Source organism: Bacillus cereus group sp. MYBK227-1 (assembly GCF_051916325.1).
Classification (GTDB): domain Bacteria; phylum Bacillota; class Bacilli; order Bacillales; family Bacillaceae_G; genus Bacillus_A; species Bacillus_A cereus.
Window position 1 is genome coordinate 229826 of sequence record NZ_JBQAGK010000001.1, and the last position, 21655, is coordinate 251480.

Genomic DNA, 21655 nt, shown 5'->3' on the forward strand with positions numbered 1-21655 from the left:
ATGTTATCCGCCGCGAAAACATTAGCGGAGTTAAATCCAAACATGACGTTCATTTACGTATCTGGTAGCGGAACAGACAGTACAGAATCAGGACGTAAGATGTGCGCGAAGTTTCAGCGTATTTTTTGCGGAAGCAACTTCTGGGTAAGGACAACAAAAAACCCACTCCGCGCCGTCACAAGCAAAAGGATGGGTTCCGCAAAAAGAAATAGCTTATAATAACCACCACCCTAAGCGGTAGCAGTTAGGGAAGAGATGTTAGCGCATCTCTTCTTTTTATTATATGCCATTTTATTTGATGTCATACTTATATAGTATTCTACGGAAAATATATCATATTCCTATTTTGTGGTCAATTTGATTGCATGATTGAAAAGGTGTAGTCTTATTCCTTTTCAAACTGAAAAATATCCCGATTAATAAGTTGGTGGAGGTACCTATCCATTTCAGCAGCAGAAACGCTTTTTTTATTTTTAAACCACCATGCGCTTAATGAGGTGATTGCCCCTGAATAAAATTCAATGATTAAATCATTGGGCATCGTATGACTTTTGTGCAGTTGATTTAACGCTTCTATTTCTTGTTTTCTCGTTTCGTGACTTAAATATTGTGTTCGGTTAATAAATTGTTCATCAGACATTTGCGTTTCTAATATTTTACCGATTTCTTCATGGTGTAGAAATTGTTCCATTACTTGAAATGGTTTACTTAATCGATCTGAAACCGGTATTTCAGCAATCATCTTGCTATATCGTTTAAATCCAAATGCTAATAAAGCATCTTTATCTTCGAAGTGTTTATAAAAGGTTGTTCGGTGTACCATTGCGCGGTCACATATTTGGTTAATCGTAATCGTACTATATTTCTGTTTTGATTGCGTCATTAATTCAAATAAGGAATCCCACAGTAATTTATGTGTACGTCTAATACGTAAATCAAGTTGTTTTTCATTATCGTTCATCTACAATTCTCCTTTTTTGTAGATTAAATATACAGTGGCTGAAAATTGATTCTCCCTTTTTAATCTACATATGTATATTATATTACATGTGTTCCGGTGTATTTAAAGTTTTTTAAGTAAGAAACAGGAGGAGAATCTGTAAATGAATATGACAACTAAGAGCCCAGCAAGTGGCAAAGTTGATACTTCTAATTTGAAACATCCCCCCATTTTAATTGCATTACTTTTAGGTGCAATGGTTGCATTATTAAATGAAACATTACTTGGAAATGCGTTAACGGTATTAATGAAAGAATTTGACGTAACGGCTTCAACGATTCAATGGCTTTCTACAGCATACATGTTAGTAGTTGGGGTTTTAGTTCCAATTACAGCGTTACTTCAGCAATGGCTCACAACGAGACAAATGTTTTTGATCGCTATGGTAACGTTTTTAGTCGGTACATTAATTGCGGGATTCGCACCGACATTTTCCGTTTTATTAATTGGCCGTATCGTCCAAGCTGTAGCGACGGGGTTAATTACACCGTTATTAATGAATACGATTTTAATCATTTGTCCACCTGAAAAACGTGGTGCGACAATGGGATTAATCGCACTCGTGATGATGGCAGCTCCGGCAATTGGCCCTACATTATCTGGAGTAATTGTGGATTCATTAAATTGGCGCTGGTTATTCTATATTGTTATTCCTATCGTGATCATTTCCATTATGATTGGGATGAAGTACATTCAAAATGTTTCAGAGTTAACAAGGCCAAAAGTAGATTACCCATCTATCCTTTTATCGACATTAGGATTTGGCGGGCTTGTGTATAGCTTTAGTGCATCGGGTGATTTAGGATGGTCCGATGCAAAAGTGTATGGCACTTTAATTGTTGGGCTTATCTCATTATGTATTTTTGCCGTTCGACAATTGAAAATTGAGAATCCAATTTTAGAATTACGAGCATTTAAAGTTCCGATGTTTACATTATCAGTTGGATTAATTGTCATTGTGATGATGTCGTTATTTTCAACGATGACTTTATTACCGATGTTCCTGCAAACCGTTTTACTCGTTACAGCTTTTAAATCAGGAATTATCATGCTTCCGGGAAGTGTTATTAGCGCCATAATGGGACCAATCGCAGGTAAACTATTTGATAAATTTAGTCCGAAAGTTATTATCGTTCCCGGCATTGTCTTAGTAGGAATTGCAATGTTCTTATTTAAAGGCATTACTCCTGATACATCAATGGTACAAATTATTATTATGCATAGCGTATTAATGGTTGGACTCATGTTTGTCATGACAGCACAAACATACGGTTTAAATCAATTAACACCAGATTTATATCCGCATGGAACAGCACTATTTAGTACGTTGCAACAAGTAGCTGGTGCAATTGGTACAGCTATCTTTATTTCGAAAATGTCTTCAGGAACAACTAAGTATATGGAAAGCTCCGCAAATCCACTGGATCCGTTAGAGAAGTTAAACGGTTTAACTTCAGGATTCCAAGGTGCATTTGCACTTGGGTTAGTCTTTATCATTGTTGCATTTATCGTATCGTTATTCTTAAAAGAAGAGAAAGAAGGAGTAAAGGAAGCGAGAGTTTTACAGAACGAACATTAAGGTTTATATAAAAAAGACATCTTTCCCTAGAAAAGATGTCTTTTTTATATTTTTTTCGTAATACTTGTTTTGGGTGTCTTCATACATAAGAATTGGTATGTACAATATTTATCCTTTTTGAGAATGAATAATTATTGAGAATAACGATGCAAATCCGTACTAATAACTAATAGTTCACCAGATGATTTAGTGACATCGTATATAGATTCTGTTATGAGAATAGTCATGATTATGAAGTTATTATATTTATATTAAAAGATTTATCCTTTTTTGTAGTAAAAATTAGAGACTCTTCAATAAAAAGGAATTAAATATGATATTCTTTAGTTAATGTATGTAAACCAAGACAGGGGAAATGAAGATGGACAAGAAGCTAACGTATTGGTTAGCATCTATTATAGGGGGAGTAGTACTTGCAACTGGAATGTTACAGTTTGCTGAAGTCCCGCTTGGGAGTGAGGACCATGTTTTTGCAGAGGTTAATAAAGAAGACACACTATCGAATGAAGCAGAAGTGAAAGGCTCAAATGCACAACTTCACATTACAGTAACTTCTACTGAAGAAGAAGTTATTTCAGCTATGCATAGTATGACTCATCAAAAAGTAAAAGCGTGTGAAGGAAAGGGAGCGATTCCTATGTCCAAAAAGAATGCAGAGAAAGTAAGAAACATTCTAAACGGAAACAATTTCAAGAATAAAGAAGAGCTATTAGCAATTACTGAAAGATGGGCAAATAGAGATTTTAGTAAAATTTTAGAAGAACATAACTATTTTATTAAACTTCAAGGTGGCAAGATAGGTGAAGCTACAGTGATGGATACGGTAGACGAGCAAGTATTCTGTCTCAATACTTTCGGTGATGATGTAACGGCCGCATTAGTTAAATCAGGAGATCTTCAGCCACGTTAAAGTGTCTTTCTCAATTATAAGAAAAGCCTCAAGTATTCATATACTTGAGGCTTTTCCAATGGAAAGATAGGAATGATCCGAATTCCTTACATTAAGAACAAAGTGGAATTACTCCTAAACCAATTAATAAAGCTGCAGCAACTGCTGGAATTGGTACAGGAATTTGAATACCTTCTACAAACAAGAAATACTGACCACTTACTATTTTAAAACAAACTAATTGCATGGCTATTCCTCCCTTCTTTTAGAATTAATACATTATATTAATTTATCTGTTTATTGTTATAGTTAAATTATTCATTTTTAAAAATATAGTTAATATGTGAATAGTTTTCGAAAGGACCTGCTCAATCAATACGAAAAAACATAAGATGAAACGAATCCATTAAAATACATGAGTGAACCTTAGTTTTCCCCTCTTATCTAAAGGAGGAACTATTATGGGTTATGGTGGTAGTTGTGGCGGTTGTGGCTTCTCGGGAGGCTTTGCTTTATTAGTTGTGTTATTCATTTTATTAATCATCGTTGGAGCTTCTTGCTTCTGCTAAAAACTATTGGAAAAGACACTCATATGGAGTGTCTTTTCTTTCGTGCAAAATGCTTCCTGATAATATTCAACTGTATACTTTATACAGTATACTTTTTTCTCATTAGACATATAAAATTGTAATAAAAAATGTTGGAGGGATATTATGAAACTAGTAGGAAAGCAAATTTATCTTCGGCTTTATAAAACTGCTGATGCCAACGAGTTAGCTAACTTACATATTAGAAATCGTGAATTTTTTCAACGAGTTTGTCCATTGCTCCCAGAAGTTTTTTATACAGAAGAACATCAAAAAATACGTCTTGAACAAGCTCTAAAAAAGGCAGCTGAAGGGCAAGTATACCCTTTTGGAATCTTTTTAAGAGAAAATGATAAGCTTATCGGAGACATTTCATTAACCCAAATTGTTAGGGGAGACCTCCAAAGCTGTTATACGGGATTTACTTTAGATAAGGAGCATAATGCAAAGGGCTATACAACAGAGGCTCTTCAACTTGTTGTAGATTTTGCTTTTAGGGAATTAAAGCTACATAGAATTGAAGCAGGAGCGCTGCTTGATAATATAGCATCTATTCGTGTATTAGAAAAAGTGGGGTTTAAAAAAGAAGGTATAGCGAAAGGAAATATAAGGATTAATGGCAAATGGACAGATCATCAAATAGTAGCTATCATCAACAGCTTGGATGTGTAAGTTTATTTTGATTCCAATAACGATAATTATGTAACTCTTCAAACTCTACCAACAGTTTTATAGGGACCTTTACAATTTTCGGATTAGAAACTAACCTTACAAGTCTTGAAATTCCACCTAACTCTACAATTACTCTATTTGAAAATTTTACAACTAACCACACTAAGACTCTTATTTGTTTTAGTTTTAGCTTTGTATTTGCTGCGTTCGTCACATTGACTAGTAGAACATTTAAATCCACAACTCCACAAACAATTAGATTAACACCAGGGAGATACAAGGACTTTCTTATTTGAGGATGTTAAATGCCACTTCAGTTAACGCCTCATCAAGGCCATTATTTATCCAACAAACAACATATATTTTTTGTGATAAACCAAATTCATATTACTGTGAGAATAGTGATTATGGTTATTAGTAGTTATTAAAGAGGGCCTTGGCTCTTTTTTTATTTTCTTTCGACATAATATGACAATATATGAATTAATAGTTTGGTATTATTATCTAGAAATCTTACATTTATCTACAAATTATTATTGTATTTTTAATTTTTTAAATGTAAAATATTTCAATGTAAATACATACCATTTAGGGGGGTAAAGAAATTTATGAAAAAATTATTAGCTTCAGCAACAGCGGTAACACTATTAACAGTGGGGTACAGTTCTTCTGCATTTGCAGCTAAGAGTCCTAATGATACAAAAAACTGTGGCCATTTTAAAAGTCAACAAGATGCTCAAGCATTCTGGGATCAAAATGGATATGGTGTTGGAAATGATCCGCACCGTTTAGATAATGATAAAGACGGCATTCCATGTGAAGATTATAAATATCCAAAGAGCACAAATACTACAACAGAAAATAAAGAAACTACTAAACCTCAAGAACAACCTAAACAAGAAAATACTAAACAGGAAAACACTAAACAAGAACCTGTTAAACAAGAAAACACTAAGCAAGAGAATTCAAAACAAAACAACCAAACAACAAATAATAAACAAGAACAAACTAAGCCTCAAACAACTGCAAAAGAAACAAAGAAAAATACTAATACAGTTGTGAAAAAAGAAACAAAAAAACAAGGTGAAAAATTACCTAATACAGCATCAAACGGTGTTACAATGATGCTAGCAAGCTTAGGATTAGCATTAGCTGGATCTGTATTAATGTTCCGTCGTAAAAAGACAAACGCATAAAATAGTTCCTTAAAACGGCAGGAGAAATCCTGTCGTTTTCAAATGGAGTGATAAAAGTGAATAAAAAACAATGGATAGGCTTATGTTTAACTGTTATTGGACTTACTATCTTTTCCTATTATTTTCTGGAATGGTATAGTGCTAGACAATCAGCAGAGTCGTTAACAACTAGCGAGGCTAAACAATATGAGATCTCCACACCTTCTAAAGAAAATGAAACGCAAAACATCAATCAAACAGAGACAGAGATAAAGACTGACACTTCATTACAAGAAGAACCTGTACAAATTCCTGCTTCAAAGGTAAACCATCAGTTAGGAGATAAAGTAGCATATTTAATTATCCCTAAAATACAAAAGAAATACTCTATATATTGGGGAGCTGATGATAAAGTACTAAAAAAGGGTGTAGGTATGTTTGTTAGTGACTTAACTACTACACCATCTGGAAATGGTCATACAGTTTTAAGTGGACATAGAGATACTGTTTTTACCGAGCTTGGTCAATTAAAGGAAAATGACCAACTTATCGTGGAATATGAAAATAAAACATATACATATGAAATTAACAAGCATTGGATAACAGATTCAGAAGATCGAACAGTTATTGTAGAAAAAAGTGAGCCGACATTAACATTAACAACTTGTTATCCTTTTGACTATATAGGAGACGCTCCAGATCGGTACATAATTGAAGCATCTCTACTTTCTATTCATTGATGAGGATGGAAAGTCCAATACACATTAGTAAAATTAAAGTGGTTATCGAGTCGGAGAAAGGCACCTTAGAGTGTCTTTTTTTATATAATTTAGTTGCCCATATGGAAAGTTTGTTATAGTTTTTTGTTTAGCGTGATTTTTTTCGAAATGCTGGCGGCACCCCATCGCTATCAACCTAACAGAACAGGTTGCTCCCAAAAGTTTTTTATACAAAATAACATCAAAAAATACGTCTTGAACAAGCGTTAAAAAAGACAACTGAAGGGCAAGTATACCCTTTTGGAATCTTTTTAAGAGAAAATGATAAAATGAAGGTAATATTAGGGAATTGTGAGGATGATTACGTTGCTTACTTTGATAAAATTTGTAGTTAGTTATGCTGCAAGTCTATTTGCTTTTATTTTTGGATGGTTCTTAATTTCATATATTTTTAATCCTAGCTTTATCCACCCAGACGTTTTACAGGGGTTCATAAAAACTATCGTCACTTATGGTAGTATACCAGCTCTTATAGCTTGTCTAATTGGGGAAGTCTTATATAGGAAAATTAAACGATGTCGAGAGTTTCAATTTGGAATTCCTTTATTTATAGGACTAGCAGTTATCTATACACTTATACCATTTCTTTTTCTTTTTAATTTTTCTTTTTCATATTTCTTTGACTTCGTTGCACCTGTTATTATGGGTTCCTTAGCGTTTTATTTAGTACGTAGAAAAATATAATTTTCGTTTTAATCCATTATAATAGCTATCTCTGAATCACCAGTTTCAAAAAGCCTTCACGCAATAATGATTGCATGAAGGCTTTTGATGTTTTCTTATTTTTTTGTCTCGTTAACCCATGTAATAATGTCCTGGATGACGTACTCGGGAATATTAGCAGGGATTTCATATTCACTAGGGAGGCTTAATTCCCCGTCACCCTCCGTGAAGAAATGATTCAATTTCGGGTATTTTTTGAACTGAACATTCCTGCGGTTTGCAAGCCCTTCTTGCCATTTTGTATATTCATTTTTTACTGTTACTTGATAATCGCGTGCTCCTTGCAGAATGAGTAAAGGCTCTTTTCGTGATTTTGCCTCTTCAACTGGACGCCACCTAGAAACATCATACATAAAATGAGGTGACCCAAAATTGTAGCCAGCTGGAGGATGATCAGGATTGAAAGTAGGATCCTGAATAAAAGCAGCCTGTCTTTTTAGTTCATCGATTTCTTCCTGTGGTTTCCCAAGGTATTCATACTGATCAATGGCAATGTCAGTCAAAGGGCGTGCAGGTGGTGCGAGTAAGATACTTCCTCGAACAAGTGAGGAAGGCGCTTTGCTCAGTATACGCGGCATTGTGCCAGCTCCTTGGCTATGTCCGAGAATGAAAATATTATTTGGATCAATGCCTTCCTGCTGCGCTGCTGACTTTGCTGCATATATGGCATCATCTGTAGTATCACGGTCTAATGTAACAGGTTCTGCACTCATCTTTAATGCATGTTCTAAGGTACGTTTTTCATAGCGCAACACTGCAATTCCGTTGGATGAAAGGCCCACCGCAAGGTCTCGTAAGATTTTTGTTCCCAAATAGGTAGCATCGCGATCATGGATGCCAGCACCATGCACAAGAACAACGACGGGTACCTTTTCACCACGCTGATGCTTCGGAACTGTTAATGTCGCTGGTAACGGATAGGTAGAATTTCCAATGACGATTTCACGTTCTTGATAGGAGTCAGGTTGATCATAGCTAGGATGTGGGATGGTATAAGATTCTTCGGGTGGCCTTTCTCCAATTTCATCTACTTTCCCGCCAGGTGTGAATTTAAGGAGTAGCGGTATGGTAGTTCCTTCGGTAGCTGCTGGAATTTCTACCGTCTGATGGACCAAGTTTCGTTCTTTTATCACGGGGGTTCCCATGCTTTTTATCCCGCTCCAGCCACTTTGTGTCCACCAGTTTTGTAATGTGGTTGCTGTAAACTTGGATTGAAAAGCAGTTGACGTCAACTGTAGTGCCTCTGCATACTTACCTTGCTGGAGATATTCAAAAAATAATGATGTACGCTCCGTTAAAGAGACTAGTTTCTTTTCAGCAGATTGTTCTTCGCGTGTATCTGCGTGAATAGTTGTTGTAAGCGGGAAAGATGAAACGCCTAAAGAAAAGAGTAGGGGAAAGGTAAGTACTGATCTTTGTATTTTCTTTTTTTTATTCATGTTTTAACCTCCAATACGTGATGGTACAAAACAGGTATGGTAATTAGAATTCTGGTGCGAAAACTTCAAAATATTTGCAAGCAATCTCCAAAACTTGGACATACTCATATTATTATTCTAAAAAAACGTAGCTTTCTTCTCTTGTCACATGCATATTAATCCCAGAAATAATCTTTCTTCCTTCACTTTATATTTTGATTATACGAAACAAAGCTCTCGTTTTTCTTACTTGATACTTACAAATTCCTTAAGTAAAGGATATTTTAAAATCTTAGCTTGATGAATATGTAGCGGTACTCCTATGTTAAGAGATAGCTTAAGGACCGAGGATTATATTGTTTTTATAAAGGGTTGATGTTATGTTTGTTTTGTAACATATCGTGTTTTATGCATGTAGGAGGATTTATTGAAGAAATTATTAATATTGTTTTTATTAGCTACATTTTGTCTACAGATTACAGGATGTTCTAATAATATGGGTACACTAAGGGAGAAGTCTAAAACTTCAACAACTGTGAAGTCTAAACGCATCAATAAAGGGTGGTACAAACATATGTAATAGTTTGTATCACCCTTTGTTGATGATAGAAGTCATAAAGAAAAGACACCCTAAGGTGCCTTCCTTCGACTTGAACCATCTTAATTTTAATAATATATTGGACTCCCATCCAACTATTATTTTACCATGTTAAATTGTTTTATTCATTGAGAAATATGCTTTAAATCTATATTTTTAAAAAATATATAGATTTGAACAATATGTATACGAGCCACATATCAAAAAAAGACACTCTCAAGAGTGCCTCTCCTTAGCAGCCGAATCCGCCGCCCCAACAGCTAGCGCCAACAATGATTAATAAGATGAAGAGCACAACAAGTAAGGCAAATCCGCCGCCGAAACCACAGCCACCACCACAACTACCGCCATAGCCCATATTAACTCCTCCTTCCATAAAGACCATTTATTAATGGATTTAATTTAATTTATGTTTTTAAGGGTGAATGGAGCAGGTCCTTAAAAAAATAAAAGGATTTTGGAAGTTAAAAAGAGTTGACGATCTTATTTTTGTCACCGGAATTTTGTCTTCTACATATTGTATTTTATTCTGTGTATTGGGGGAAGGAGGATCTTATGGCTAATTCTGAGATGATTTTACGTTTACTTACGGATTTAAAGATTGAACAACAATTGTTGAAAGAACAGTTAGAGAAAATGCAAACAGCTGTGACTATTCTTGAAGAAAAATCAGTGACGCTTAAAGAAAAACCAGCGACTCTTAAAGAAAAAACAATGACTCCTGAAGAAAAACCATCTGTTACAAAGCAAAGAGCTTTTTCTGGACGCCCAACATCTTTTCGTGATTGGAGAGCAGCTGCTCAAAAAAATTCATAAAACTATAAAAAAAGAAGACATCAATTAAGATGTCTTCTTTTGCTTGTAAAATCCAAATGAAGTTAAGAAGATATATCCATATTGCTTTAGAAATAAGAAGAAAATAACGATTGTCGACTCCTATTTTAGTTATCTATTATTTGTTTTAATTCATTTATTCGTATTATTTTTTGAGAGCCCCAGTAATGAGGCCTTTTTTATAATTGTGTTAAAGTAGAAACCCCTCAAGCGTAGTGAGGGGTTACATGACTAGGGAAATGAATGATTATTAGTGTTTCATGAGCTGAAGTTCAGGATATTGCTTCTGAATTTCTTCTAAATGATTTTCGTTTATCCCTTTTAAATTTTGATCAAAGAAGCTAGTTACTAGTTTATTAATGAGTGTATAATTTGTGGCTACATCTTCGTCTGGTTCATTAATAATAGGTGAAAATGCTGCTAAATCTGTAAAACTGGTATGGTTTGTTTTTGGAATTACCACTGTGTACACGCCCGGTTTTTCAATCGTTTTATTTCTTAAATAGGATATTTCCAATAATTCATTTTGGATTCCGGTTGTCTTTTGATTCTCCGCTTCTTTCATATAATGAATCGTCGCCTCAGCATTCATCAACATGAATGGTTTCTGAGGACCGTCTTTAGGCATTGGGTCGCCAAACAATCCGCCATCCATATCAATTGCAGCTTTAATACGCGTATCCTTTACTAGCATCTGTGCGGCAGTTGCTCCGCCAAAAGAGTGACCGAACATTCCAATTTTGTCATAGTTAATTAAGTCTGCAATCGTTTTAAAACTTTTATCGAAATTACCTTTTATTACTTCGTTTAAAACAAAAGTAGTATCCTGTTCCCATTTTTGAACTATGGTATTTAAGGCCGTAGGTGTATTTTCAATTGGTATAGAGTCTACACGGTTTCCGTTAGGGAAAATCGTTGTTGCTGCATATCCTGTGAAATTAAGAGCGATTACTACATAGCCTTGACTAGCTAATTCCTCTAACTGGAATGTATTTTGTTGACTATATAATCCCATCCCATGGCCGAATAAAAGGAGGGGGAATTTTTCTTTAGCTTGAAGTGGCTTAGCATTTTGATAAGAATGTGTTTTTGTCAGCCCTAAATGTGTCGTTACGATATACGGAGCACCGTTTGTTACTGCCAATTGTTCACCCAGTTCGTTTATGTTCTCAAAATAGGCAGAAGGATTCCCTGATCCTTTTGCGGCAGGATAGTATACTTGTATGATTAACTCACGATTTCCATGATTATTTGGTACAGTTGTTTCTTTTCGATTTGTATCAATTAAATGAAAAGCTTTCGTGCCTACTGTATATTTTCCAGTAGGCTCTGGGAGTGTTATGATCGGAAAAAGTAAAGGTAATGTAAACATTACGATAGCAGTTACGATAATTCCTAAACCTTTTAAAACTTTCATCACTAACTTTTTAGAAACGGCTGTAGTTTTTGGTTTCAAAAAAACTTGTAATGTTAAAACGAACAATAAGAAATAGGCGGGAATCATGCGCCAGTTTGCACCAATTACAATGATGGTGGCAAGTAATAATGTATAATTTATTAGTAAAATGACTCCATTTTTTTTCGTCAAACCTCTTTTGATAAAGATGGGAATGATACTAGATAAAAGTAATGCAGCAACAAAAATGATTTCTAACATTTTTAGCTCCTTTCCTAATCAACATAAATATAGATTGATAATTTAAAAGCTTCTCAATTATATAACTATCTTTGATAATTGTATGCATGTAAGTAAGTTTGGAATGTTTTTATATGACATTAAAAAAGTACTCATACGAGTACTTTTTCTTAAATGAATTATTATTTATTTTTAAACCGTTCCCCATAAATGATAAACCATACCGATAACAAAAAATGCTAGTCCTACAAATAAAACAATTAAAGCAAGCACTCCATTTTTATTATGTTCCATAAAATTAGCTCCTTTTTCATTTACTTACATACAAAAAGCCTTTAGTCGTAATTATGGCTAAAGGCTTTGAACTTCATACTTTGTAATTCATAAAGAAAAGACACTTTAAAGTGTCTTCTACAGATTTGAATTATTTAATTCATGTAATTAATATTCGTTAGCATAAAACTCTTTTATTAATTTTATTTCATTTGTATCTGGATTAAACTTAAATATTTTAATTTGATTCGATTCGTCTTTGTATGCAAATGTATTCTCACCAACTTGGGTCATATTGCTGGTGTTTAAAATAGGATCGCTACCGTGATCAGTAATTTCCACAGTTTTCTCACGATCCCAGAATGCAATGACAATAATCAAAATGATAAGACATACCCGTATAAAACGTAATTCTCTTGCAACAGGATGTTCCATCTGTTTGTCTCCTTTACTGTTTGATAGAGTCTGTTTATAAAAGAGATGATTCCTAGGAATATAAATAAAAAAGACACCGTAAAGTGTCTTTTTTATTTTAGTTATGCGCATTACTTAATAAGACGCTAGTTCCTCAGTCTGGCTATGAGTAACTATGTAGGGTAATTCCATTATAACATTTTAACCAGTAATGGGTCTATATGGAATTTAATTGATTTTCTTTTTGATTATTCAGAACGATTAATCGGGTATTTGGATGAAGGGAATTAACTTGTTTTAGAAGAGTGTCTTCTTTTTTGTATCATTGTGAGTAAAGTGTAGAGTTATATTTCTCTTTACACGAACATAACGGTATAATATAGTTAAGTTAAGTAAACTTAACTATTTAACAAAACGAAATAAAAGCATGGAGGAATAACGCTATGACTAGAACGTATAAAGAAGTAATTAATGAAATGAACCGAGCTTATAATGAATTCTACATTTTACTATTCCAGGAGTTAAAAGATGAGTTCGGTCTTACAGGACAGCAAGAGAGCATGCTATTTCATATTAATTTAAATGAAAACACGACAGCAAATCACATTGCGACTACTTTTAATATATCAAAAAGTGCCGTTAGCCAAGTTTTATCTAAATTGGAGAAACAGAAGATGATTTCAAAACAAGTAAACCCTAATAATAAACGGGAGTATTTTCTTACACTTGGTCCAAACGGTAGTAAGTATATAGAGCGGTTGTCGGAGTTAGATGATGTATTAATTGAGAAATATTTTTCTAAAATCGATATAAACGCCCTAGAGCAAATGACAGATACGTTAACGAAAATAAATAAAGTCATATTGGAAGAAAAACAGAAAGATCTTGATTGTAATGAGTAAGAACGTAGATGAAGCAATTAGTAGAAAGGAGGAGAAGTGCATTATGAGTTTCATACCAAATATGATTACGATAGCAAATTTTGTATGTGGGCTTTTAGCTATTTACGCTGTTTTCGTTCACGATATTTATTTGGGAGCAGTTTTTATTATTACAGGTATGCTGTTTGACTTTTTTGATGGCATGGTCGCTCGGAAACTTGATTCTGTTTCGGAAATTGGTGGAGAGTTGGACTCATTTGCGGATTTAGTTACTTTTGGTGTGGCACCGTCTATTCTGGCATATAGTGCCTCGTTAAAAGATTTGCAGTCTATCGGGATGATATGCGCGCTCACTTACAGTATTTGCGGCATGCTTCGGCTTGCAAGATTTAACACACAGCAAAGCAAACTCCCGACCTTTATCGGCATGCCAATCCCATTCGCGGCAATGTGTCTCCTCATTTTATGTTTTTTAAAGAATCCAGTTTCCGTGGCGTTTGGTACATGCGTACTCGCTTATTTAATGGTAAGCAAAATCAAATTCCCTCATTTTAAAAAAGATATAGCTGAAAGCTTGAAGCCTGGAAGATTGGATTGATGATACGGGATTACAATGAGAAAGATAAAGGAGTATAACATGATTCGTATGGCATTAAGATCATTCAACATACAAATGTATTGTTTGCTAGGCGTAATGTTATTGGGATGGCTTGTGACACCTTTTTCAGCCCAGTTCGTAGGGATAAGCATTGGCCTTTTAGTAAGTATGTACTGCGCCTGGATTTTAGGAAGGCGTATTGAAAAGTTCGGAGATAGCATTGTAAAAAAAGAAAAAGCACCGATGCTTGGAATGATAAATCGGTTCGCAGCCGCAATACTCGGCGCGATTATTATGTATGAAATTGAACACCATGAATTCATGTGGACATTCGCTGCTGGAATTATGAGTGGGTATTTCTTGGTTATTATTAATTTGGGGTATTACAGTATGAGGGATGAGAAGGGATAAAGTGAAACCTAAGTTTAAGCATACTGTTGCCTAACAACGAATAGCGGATTAGTAATTAGAGTAATAATAAAATCTAACATAAAATTTAAGGAAAATTTTATATTTCCCCCACTTTTTATTTTAAAAGTTTTTCCTATCCTATAAACAAGTTACATCAAGGAGGAGACTGAAAATGAATAAGTGGGGATTTTTTTATTTTTAATATATTCCCTATATTCGAAGACAAAGTAAAAGATTAAATATATGAACAAAGTACTGGTTCTTAAACTATGTTCTAAATAATAGATGAAAATGTAAAGTTAGGGGATTCCACATGCATACAGAAGTTTTGATGAGTTATTTGTATACGTATTTTTTTACAATTATGTTTTGTATTGTATTTCAAATTGGATGTTATTTTAAAGCGAAAAACAATATATCTATTCGGCATTTTCTATGGGTGCATGTTTTTCTATTTTACCTTTCGCTTGTGTATAAGGTGACGCAAATCGCGACTGTATGGGATATAAGTAGATATGAAACGTGGATTCGTGTAAGTCAAATTAACTTGACTCTATTTGATACGGTAGGTAGTACTACGTATCTTTTGAACATCGTACTGTTTATGCCGTTCGGTTTTTTATTACCGATGATTTGGCCGTATTTTAGAAAAATAAAAAACACGGTATGTGCAGGATTCTTTTTTTCATTGGCAATTGAGTTAAATCAATTGTTAAATAATAGAATTACAGATATTGATGATTTATTTACGAACACCCTCGGGGCGATTATTGGGTATTTATTATATAGAGCTTTAAAAATGATATTTAAAAGAGAGGGGGAAAAGCTTGATACCAGCTCTTCTCTAGTTATAAAATACGAGGCTATTTTTTGTTTAGTATGTTCATTTGTAGGAGCGATGTTAATTTATCATCCAGCTTTATTTGGAAGACCTGTCATCATTCAGTGAGGCAATTACGAATTTCTTTTGAATGCTCGAGTGATATTTCAATTTGTAAAAAGCCTTTAACTTGTTATAGTTAAAGGCTTTTATCATCATAATTTTTACTTACCAATTACCCACTCTAACATCCGCCTTCAACCACTTCACCCAATCCAAATCCTCTACCTTAAGCAAACTAAGCGAAACACCCTTCATATCTAAAGAAGTTAACAGTGTACCAACCTTTACGAATGTCACTTGCAATCCTTCAAGTTCACACAAACGGCGAATGTCGTTTGCGAAAATGTATTGTTCCATTAATGGAGTTGCGCCGAGTCCATTAATGAGGATAGCGAAGTTGTCTCCTTTTCTCCAGCGATAAATGCTTTTTAGTTTGTTCATTAGTTCGATCGCTAATATTTCAGAAGAGGATAGTGCTTCTTTACGGTAACCTTTTTCTCCGTGAATGCCTACGCCATAAAACACTTCATCGTCATTTAATGTGAATGAAGCTTTTCCTTTTACTGGATCGTTGACAGGGGAAAGAGCAACTCCTAATGTGTGTAAGTTTTTAGTGATAGAGCGGCCAAGTGTTGTTAGTTCTTCTAGAGAATGGCCTTCAAGAGCGGCCGCACCAAGTATTTTTTGAACGAAAACAGTACCAGCGACGCCGCGTCTTCTTTTATTAAAAGAAGCATCATCTTCAATTGAAACGTCGTCATTTACGATGATGTGGTCAATTTTTCTTCCTTCTTCTTTAGCAATCTGCTTTGCCGCAAGAAAGTTCTCAACGTCATCTTTAAAGTTTTTAATAATGAATAGTATACTTTTATCTTTTGGCATAAGGCGAGTTGCCGCCGCAATTTGTTCCACTGTAGGCGGAGTGAAGATGCTTCCGTTTACTGCCGCTGTAAGCATACCTTTTCCTACATAGCCAATATCAGCAGGTTCATGTCCGCTACCACCGCCACTTATAATAGCGACGTCTTGCTTCATTTTTTCGATATCTTTTACATAAATGATGTTATTCGTTTCATCGTAATTTACTTTGTCGTTATGTTCAAAATAAAAGCCGTGCAGCATATCTTGAACGATATTTTGTACATCATTCATAATCTTTTTCATTGCTTTTGCCACCCTTTAATTACTTTGCTGATTGCTCCAGTAATAGTAGTAATTGATTGTTTATCATATTTTTCATAAGAGAAGACATAATGGAAGGATCTACTTCGCACTTACTTTCAATCCAATCTTTTATCGTTCCAACGAAGCCGTGACTATAAAAGGAGGCAATCGTATTTTTTGTCTCATCAGAAAGGCTGAATCCACAGCTCACAGATAGTTCATCGATAATCTTCATATATAAGTTTTTCGTATGCTCAAATAAATAGTGATTAAACGAGTTTTGCTCAATGACTTTAAAAGCATTTCGGTAAAATTTTTGATTTTCATAAAAGTAATCAAATAATAAATCGAAAATGTTTTCCCACGTTTCATAATCGAGAAAGTCGATAATGTTTTCCTTCGTTTCTTCTCTATAAATCCAGCTTAATAGTTCAAATTTATCTTTAAAATGATAATAAAAAGTTTGCCTACGCATTTGACAGTGTAACATAATATCGCTCACTGATATTTTATGAAACGACTCTGTTTCCATTAAATACTTCAATGAGTTCGCGATTATCTTTTTAGAAATTATAGAAGAGGTCATCTGAATCATCCCTAGAATGTTATTAATATGAAAATCCTATCTATAAATGAGAGCGGTGTCTTTAGACAGATTGTCCATTTTGTCCGTTTACTATAAAACGCTTTCATTTTAACATGGTTAGTAAGAAGAAGATTTCAAATATATCACAATATATTAAAGGAATTGAGGGAGAACTACAATGAAAAAGATTATAAACAAACCAGAAACATTAGTAATGGAAATGTGCAACGGAATGGTTATGGCTCATCCAGAGCTTGAGCTTTTGAAAAAATATAAAGTGATTAAGAAGAAAGAAATGAACGAAAATAAAGTAACGTTAATTAGTGGAGGCGGTAGTGGTCACGAGCCGGCACATGCAGGATTAGTCGGAAAAGGAATGTTAGATGCGGCAGTGTGCGGAGATGTGTTTGCGTCACCTTCACAAATTCAGGTATACCAAGCGATTAAAGAGACAGCTAGTAAAAAAGGTACGTTATTAATTATTAAAAATTATAGCGGCGATATTATGAATTTCAAAAACGGTGCGCATTTAGCGACGGAAGATGGAATTGAAGTCGACTACGTAAAGGTGGACGATGATATTGCGGTAGAAGATAGCCTGTACACAGTAGGACGCCGCGGCGTTGCGGGCGTTATTTTAGTTCATAAAATTGCCGGCGCAGCAGCGGAAGCAGGTATGGATTTAGGAGCGGTGAAAGCTGTAGCAGAAAAAGCAGCGGCTAACGTGCGCACAATCGGTTTAGCATTAACGTCTTGTACAGTTCCAGCGAGTGGATCACCTACTTTCACACTTGCGGAAGATGAAATGGAATACGGTGTAGGTATTCACGGCGAACCAGGAATTAAGCGTGAAAAAATGCTGTCAGCAGATGAACTAGCGAACCGTATGACAAATGACCTTGTAAAAGATTTAGGAGTAAAAGATGGCGAGGAAATCGCAATTCTAGTTAACGGTTTTGGCGGAACACCACTGCAAGAACTTTACTTATTTAACAACGCAGTTACGAGAGAACTAGCTGCAAGAAACATTAAAATTAATAGAGTATTCGTCGGTAACTATATGACAAGTATTGATATGGCTGGTATGTCTTTAACGGTAATGAAGTTAGATGAAGAGCTAAAAACATTACTATCAAAAGAATGTAATACACCAGCGTTTAAAGTAGACGGTCCAGTTGAAAGTGTAGAGTACGTAAATGTACTTGAAGAGATAGAAGAGAAGGAAGTTTCATTTGAACTAGAAACTGCGGAAGAGCACGCTGTTATTAAAGATAATGTTATTACATTAAACAACATGATTTATCTCGTTGATAAAATGAGCGATATTATTATTAAAAATGAAGTACCGTTCTGTGAGCTAGATACGCATGCTGGTGATGGCGACTTCGGAATGAGTGTGGCAAAAGGATTTAAGCAATTAAAACGTGAGTGGCACTCTATTGTAGAACAAGAAAACGTAACGATCGGATCATTCCTTGACGGCTGTTCGATGATTATTATGGAACATTGCGGCGGCGCATCTGGTCCAATTTGGGGCGGTGCATTCCGCGCAGCTAGTAAAGCAGCAGCCGAGAAGCGTGAGTTAACAGTGAAAGAATTCGCTGAAATGCTGCAAGCAGCATTGCAAGGCATCCAATCGATCGGTGAAAGATCATTCGGCAGAGGAGCAGTAGTTGGTGACAAAACACTTGTTGACGCACTTGCTCCATGTGTAGACTCTTGGTTAGATAGCGCCTCAAACGAAGTAGACGTAAAAACTGCCTTTGAAAAAGGAGCAGAAGCAGCGGTCAAAGGAGCAGAGTACACGAAAGAAATCGTAGCTCGCATGGGCCGCGCTGGTACAGTTGGTGAAAGAAGCTTAGGATATCCAGATGCAGGTGCACATGCACTTGGGGTTATCTTTACGGAGATTGCAGGTAGTTTGAAATAGTAATTGGAAAGTCCCTCTGCTTTAAGGTGGAGGGGTTTTTCTGTAGTTTTCGAGAATAATAGTATGTGTCTTTTTGTATTACCAAAAACGACCGATTTTGGTGATACAGAAGGACATAAATCTCGTTTTTTGTTATGTCTTCATTTACAACGGTTTTCAAAGGAGATATTCTTAGTAAGAAATTATATTGAAAAGAGGTTTTGATTGTATATGATGAAGCTTATTAATCGCTAATTAAAATTCAAACGAATTTTATACTGTAAGGATAATTCCTTGATTTTATTTGTTATACCTTTTTACTAGTAGCGGTTAGAAGACATTATATCTTATCAAAAAATTTCATGTTATTTCACGATATCTATTCTTTCGGGACAGGTGTATTTATAATAGACAGAAATTTGACCATGAGAAGATGTTTCTTCTTGTGGTCTTTTTTTGTCGTTTTTTGATTCCGGAAGCATGTTTCTATGCCGTTACACCTATTATAAGGCGGTGATTAACGAAAACTTAGTAGTAGATTGTTGTAAGAAATATACACTCTTTTTAGAGGAATATAATAAAAAATGGAGGATTTATCATGAATGAATATTAATTAATTAGTGACTACAAGCAAAATGAAAAATATAAGGAAAGCTTTAATGACCTTGCAAAACATGTATTTGAATTGGATTTTAAAGGATGGTATGACAGGGGCTGTTGGAATGATAACTATATTTGCTTTCTTATGTGGATGGAGATAAAGTCATCGCAAATACATCTATTAATAAAATGAATGTAATCTCTAACGGTAAGGAATATAAAGCAATTCAATTGGTACAGTGATGACACATCCGGATTATAGACATCAGGGTTTAGCGACTAAATTAATGAATCATATCATTAAAAAATACGAGAAGGATTATGATTTTATATACTTATTCGCGAATGATACGATGTTAGAATTTTATCCTAAATTTGGTTTTGAAAAGGTGCAAGAAAGTAGCTTCAGCTTGAAGGTTTCAAATATGATATGTCAAATAGACAAAAAGTACGATTTACGAAAGTTAGATGTTAATAATCAGGCTGATTTTGAGCTGATGAAGGAATATGAAGCCGAAAGAATTCCGGTGTCTTCTAGATTAGGTTTGAAAAATAGTAACATTATTCACTTTAATATGTTAATTATTTTTGTTGTCCTGTTAGTTAAAGGGGTACTTAGTACAAAAAATAACCGTAGATAGTAGCACGAACACTGTTCTTGTTATAATTAATTTTTTTCAGAACGTCTATAATCCTCTTTTAAAAAATATATGTAAATATAATAAAAAACGAATGATTAATAGAAATATTCTACGCCACTCGTTTTTTATCGGACTTCTTTTTACTGTACTTTTATTTTCTTTATGAGTTATTAGAAAAATAATTGTCTATATAAGTCTTTATTTTTTCAAAATCCTTTTCCATAAATAAAATTGCTGGTACTTCAATTATTGGAAGATTATTTTCATTATCAAAAGGTGGACACGGTTTGGGAACTACCAAATAGTCAACTGAGCTTTTATCCCTAATATAATTAATTGAAACATCATAATGTTTGGAAAAATATCCCTTAAAATCATCCTGATTCCTTAAAAATGGTAGAGAAAATATTGAACCATAATTTATACCAGCTTCGACAATTAATACAAAGCATATTTTTTTCATGATACACCCTCCTCGTATAATAAGTTTTAAGTTAATAATTGTTCCTTGAAAATTAAATAGTTTTTATATTCAAGAGCTACATCAAAAAAATGATGTATGGGTAAAATTTAGTCTTGGATACTGGGGGGTTCCTAGATAATGGAAGTATAGAAGTAAAAAGATATGGTTATAATTTAAGTCTTCGACACGATATAACATATCCCCTGTAAAAATTTTGTAAAATAGCCTGTGAAAAACTGGATTTTCACTTGTAAATAACAGAAATAGGAGATGGAGAGAATGTTATTTACTTTGGATGAAATTATGACGCCGAGGGAAGCATGTGATCGTTGGGAGATTACGCTGGATAATCTACACATGAAATTAAATAGATTAAAAAATAGTGATGTGTTGAATGGATTAATTAAAGAAGGAAAAGCAAAATATTATAAGCCAGAAGGAAAAGCAAAATATTATAAGCCAGAAGGAAAAAAAGAGGGGAATGGATATTTACAATAGAAGAGATTAATAAGGTGCAGCAAGTAAAATTATTAGAAATGGAACAAAGATTAGGTGATCGCATTGATCAAAGAAATAAATTAATTGAAAATGATATAAAAGATCGTAAGGAACGTGAAGAAAGAATAGAAAAAAGGCTAGAATTAAGAGATGATAACTTTATGGAAATGGTAAGAGAAATCCAAGATGCAAAACGTACTATCGTATTGGCTCAACAAGAAATAGCGGCAGCTAAAAAGAAGTCCTGGTAGAAGTTTTGGAAATGAGTATCATTTTAAAATTAATACAAGTAAAAGAGACCTTATATGGTCTCTTTTTTTTAGGGTATTTTACTGTTTTCGCTCAAATGGATTGTCTTATACATCTAAGTTGTTTCTACATAAATATCTGTAATCTCACCTATTACTATATCTTTAAAAAAATTTCCAACAGAACCAATAAACC

General features: G+C 34.3%; 24 protein-coding genes and 3 pseudogenes. 17 read left to right on the forward strand and 10 right to left on the reverse strand.

Annotation, left to right across the window (positions count from 1 at the left end; genetic code table 11):
- Window positions 1-385: 385 nt before the first annotated feature.
- Window positions 386-961, reverse strand: coding sequence for a TetR/AcrR family transcriptional regulator (locus ACTFRM_RS01320; RefSeq protein WP_000999306.1), 576 nt, complete (start codon window positions 959-961; stop codon window positions 386-388).
- A gap of 148 nt (window positions 962-1109) precedes the next feature.
- On the opposite strand from ACTFRM_RS01320, the gene ACTFRM_RS01325 reads away from it, so the two are divergent.
- Window positions 1110-2579, forward strand: a complete 1470-nt coding sequence (locus tag ACTFRM_RS01325) for an MDR family MFS transporter (RefSeq protein ID WP_440043155.1) — start codon at window positions 1110-1112, stop codon at window positions 2577-2579.
- Window positions 2580-2940: 361 nt separating this feature from the next.
- A complete protein-coding gene (locus tag ACTFRM_RS01330) occupies window positions 2941-3489 on the forward strand; it encodes a PRK06770 family protein (protein WP_000358704.1) in 549 nt (182 codons plus the stop codon).
- A gap of 91 nt (window positions 3490-3580) precedes the next feature.
- Here ACTFRM_RS01330 and ACTFRM_RS01335 read toward each other — a convergent pair whose 3' ends face one another.
- Window positions 3581-3715, reverse strand: coding sequence for a hypothetical protein (locus tag ACTFRM_RS01335; protein WP_001177693.1), 135 nt, complete (start codon window positions 3713-3715; stop codon window positions 3581-3583).
- Window positions 3716-3929: 214 nt separating this feature from the next.
- Here ACTFRM_RS01335 and ACTFRM_RS01340 point away from each other — a divergent pair, with 214 nt between their 5' ends.
- A complete protein-coding gene (locus ACTFRM_RS01340) occupies window positions 3930-4037 on the forward strand; it encodes a YjcZ family sporulation protein (RefSeq protein ID WP_000540375.1) in 108 nt (35 codons plus the stop codon).
- A gap of 144 nt (window positions 4038-4181) precedes the next feature.
- On the forward strand, window positions 4182-4727 hold the full coding sequence (locus ACTFRM_RS01345) for a GNAT family N-acetyltransferase (protein WP_426867172.1): 546 nt from the start codon (window positions 4182-4184) through the stop codon (window positions 4725-4727).
- On the opposite strand, the gene ACTFRM_RS01350 is transcribed toward ACTFRM_RS01345, so the two are convergent.
- Window positions 4708-4941, reverse strand: a complete 234-nt coding sequence (locus ACTFRM_RS01350; protein WP_165450345.1) for a hypothetical protein — start codon at window positions 4939-4941, stop codon at window positions 4708-4710. The genes ACTFRM_RS01345 and ACTFRM_RS01350 overlap by 20 nt on opposite strands.
- Before the next feature lie 394 nt (window positions 4942-5335).
- On the opposite strand from ACTFRM_RS01350, the gene ACTFRM_RS01355 reads away from it, so the two are divergent.
- The 4 genes and pseudogenes from ACTFRM_RS01355 to ACTFRM_RS01370 all read left to right on the forward strand — a co-directional run bounded on the left by ACTFRM_RS01355 (window position 5336) and on the right by ACTFRM_RS01370 (window position 7365).
- Complete coding sequence (locus tag ACTFRM_RS01355) at window positions 5336-5923, forward strand: excalibur calcium-binding domain-containing protein (RefSeq protein ID WP_000734536.1); 588 nt, start codon at window positions 5336-5338, stop codon at window positions 5921-5923.
- 56 nt (window positions 5924-5979) lie between these two features.
- The gene (locus tag ACTFRM_RS01360; RefSeq protein WP_001036110.1) at window positions 5980-6642 is read left to right on the forward strand and encodes a class D sortase; all 663 of its coding nucleotides are present in this window, start codon (window positions 5980-5982) and stop codon (window positions 6640-6642) included.
- A 188-nt stretch (window positions 6643-6830) separates the two neighbouring features.
- Window positions 6831-6950: pseudogene (locus ACTFRM_RS01365) on the forward strand (GNAT family N-acetyltransferase); the annotation flags it as partial.
- 28 nt (window positions 6951-6978) lie between these two features.
- Window positions 6979-7365, forward strand: coding sequence for a hypothetical protein (locus ACTFRM_RS01370; protein WP_000631589.1), 387 nt, complete (start codon window positions 6979-6981; stop codon window positions 7363-7365).
- A 95-nt stretch (window positions 7366-7460) separates the two neighbouring features.
- On the opposite strand, the gene ACTFRM_RS01375 is transcribed toward ACTFRM_RS01370, so the two are convergent.
- Together ACTFRM_RS01375 and ACTFRM_RS01380 are read right to left on the reverse strand one after the other, a co-directional pair.
- On the reverse strand, window positions 7461-8843 hold the full coding sequence (locus ACTFRM_RS01375) for an alpha/beta hydrolase (RefSeq protein WP_001035276.1): 1383 nt from the start codon (window positions 8841-8843) through the stop codon (window positions 7461-7463).
- Window positions 8844-9652: 809 nt separating this feature from the next.
- The gene (locus ACTFRM_RS01380) at window positions 9653-9778 is read right to left on the reverse strand and encodes a YjcZ family sporulation protein (protein WP_000540377.1); all 126 of its coding nucleotides are present in this window, start codon (window positions 9776-9778) and stop codon (window positions 9653-9655) included.
- Window positions 9779-9975: 197 nt separating this feature from the next.
- Here ACTFRM_RS01380 and ACTFRM_RS01385 point away from each other — a divergent pair, with 197 nt between their 5' ends.
- Complete coding sequence (locus tag ACTFRM_RS01385) at window positions 9976-10236, forward strand: hypothetical protein (RefSeq protein WP_000013691.1); 261 nt, start codon at window positions 9976-9978, stop codon at window positions 10234-10236.
- A 268-nt stretch (window positions 10237-10504) separates the two neighbouring features.
- Here the strand turns inward: ACTFRM_RS01385 and ACTFRM_RS01390 are convergent, their stop codons facing one another.
- Window positions 10505-11911 (reverse strand): alpha/beta hydrolase family protein, encoded by a 1407-nt coding sequence (locus ACTFRM_RS01390; protein WP_173600884.1) that lies wholly within the window; start codon window positions 11909-11911, stop codon window positions 10505-10507.
- Between the two features lie 420 nt (window positions 11912-12331).
- The gene (locus ACTFRM_RS01395) at window positions 12332-12598 is read right to left on the reverse strand and encodes a YmzC family protein (protein ID WP_000400965.1); all 267 of its coding nucleotides are present in this window, start codon (window positions 12596-12598) and stop codon (window positions 12332-12334) included.
- A gap of 422 nt (window positions 12599-13020) precedes the next feature.
- Between ACTFRM_RS01395 and ACTFRM_RS01400 the strand changes: the two genes are divergently transcribed.
- From ACTFRM_RS01400 to ACTFRM_RS01415, 4 genes are all read left to right on the forward strand, one after another.
- Entirely contained in the window at window positions 13021-13479 is a 459-nt protein-coding gene (locus ACTFRM_RS01400) for a MarR family winged helix-turn-helix transcriptional regulator (protein ID WP_000198939.1), read from the forward strand.
- 43 nt (window positions 13480-13522) lie between these two features.
- Window positions 13523-14056, forward strand: coding sequence for a CDP-diacylglycerol--serine O-phosphatidyltransferase (gene pssA / locus ACTFRM_RS01405; RefSeq protein ID WP_000008333.1), 534 nt, complete (start codon window positions 13523-13525; stop codon window positions 14054-14056).
- Window positions 14057-14095: 39 nt separating this feature from the next.
- Window positions 14096-14467: an ATP synthase subunit I gene (locus tag ACTFRM_RS01410; protein ID WP_000620610.1), complete on the forward strand. Its 372-nt coding sequence runs from the start codon at window positions 14096-14098 to the stop codon at window positions 14465-14467.
- 313 nt (window positions 14468-14780) lie between these two features.
- Entirely contained in the window at window positions 14781-15416 is a 636-nt protein-coding gene (locus ACTFRM_RS01415) for a VanZ family protein (RefSeq protein ID WP_000556720.1), read from the forward strand.
- Between the two features lie 99 nt (window positions 15417-15515).
- Here ACTFRM_RS01415 and dhaQ read toward each other — a convergent pair whose 3' ends face one another.
- Both dhaQ and dhaS read right to left on the reverse strand, forming a co-directional pair.
- Window positions 15516-16514 carry a DhaKLM operon coactivator DhaQ gene (dhaQ, locus tag ACTFRM_RS01420; RefSeq protein WP_000723364.1) on the reverse strand — a complete coding sequence of 333 codons (999 nt, stop codon included), beginning with the start codon at window positions 16512-16514 and terminating at the stop codon, window positions 15516-15518.
- Window positions 16515-16533: 19 nt separating this feature from the next.
- Window positions 16534-17100 (reverse strand): dihydroxyacetone kinase transcriptional activator DhaS, encoded by a 567-nt coding sequence (gene dhaS / locus ACTFRM_RS01425; protein WP_000204220.1) that lies wholly within the window; start codon window positions 17098-17100, stop codon window positions 16534-16536.
- Window positions 17101-17278: 178 nt separating this feature from the next.
- Between dhaS and dhaK the strand changes: the two genes are divergently transcribed.
- The gene (dhaK, locus tag ACTFRM_RS01430; RefSeq protein WP_173600885.1) at window positions 17279-19030 is read left to right on the forward strand and encodes a dihydroxyacetone kinase subunit DhaK; all 1752 of its coding nucleotides are present in this window, start codon (window positions 17279-17281) and stop codon (window positions 19028-19030) included.
- A gap of 821 nt (window positions 19031-19851) precedes the next feature.
- Window positions 19852-20250: a GNAT family N-acetyltransferase gene (locus ACTFRM_RS01435; RefSeq protein WP_002182506.1), complete on the forward strand. Its 399-nt coding sequence runs from the start codon at window positions 19852-19854 to the stop codon at window positions 20248-20250.
- A gap of 160 nt (window positions 20251-20410) precedes the next feature.
- On the opposite strand, the gene ACTFRM_RS01440 is transcribed toward ACTFRM_RS01435, so the two are convergent.
- A complete protein-coding gene (locus tag ACTFRM_RS01440) occupies window positions 20411-20713 on the reverse strand; it encodes a hypothetical protein (RefSeq protein WP_440043071.1) in 303 nt (100 codons plus the stop codon).
- Between the two features lie 279 nt (window positions 20714-20992).
- On the opposite strand from ACTFRM_RS01440, the pseudogene ACTFRM_RS01445 reads away from it, so the two are divergent.
- Together ACTFRM_RS01445 and ACTFRM_RS01450 are read left to right on the forward strand one after the other, a co-directional pair.
- Window positions 20993-21222: pseudogene (locus ACTFRM_RS01445) on the forward strand (hypothetical protein); the annotation flags it as partial.
- Window positions 21208-21462 (forward strand): annotated as a pseudogene (locus ACTFRM_RS01450) (DUF3967 domain-containing protein); the annotation flags it as partial. The pseudogenes ACTFRM_RS01445 and ACTFRM_RS01450, both read left to right, overlap by 15 nt.
- Window positions 21463-21655: the final 193 nt, after the last annotated feature.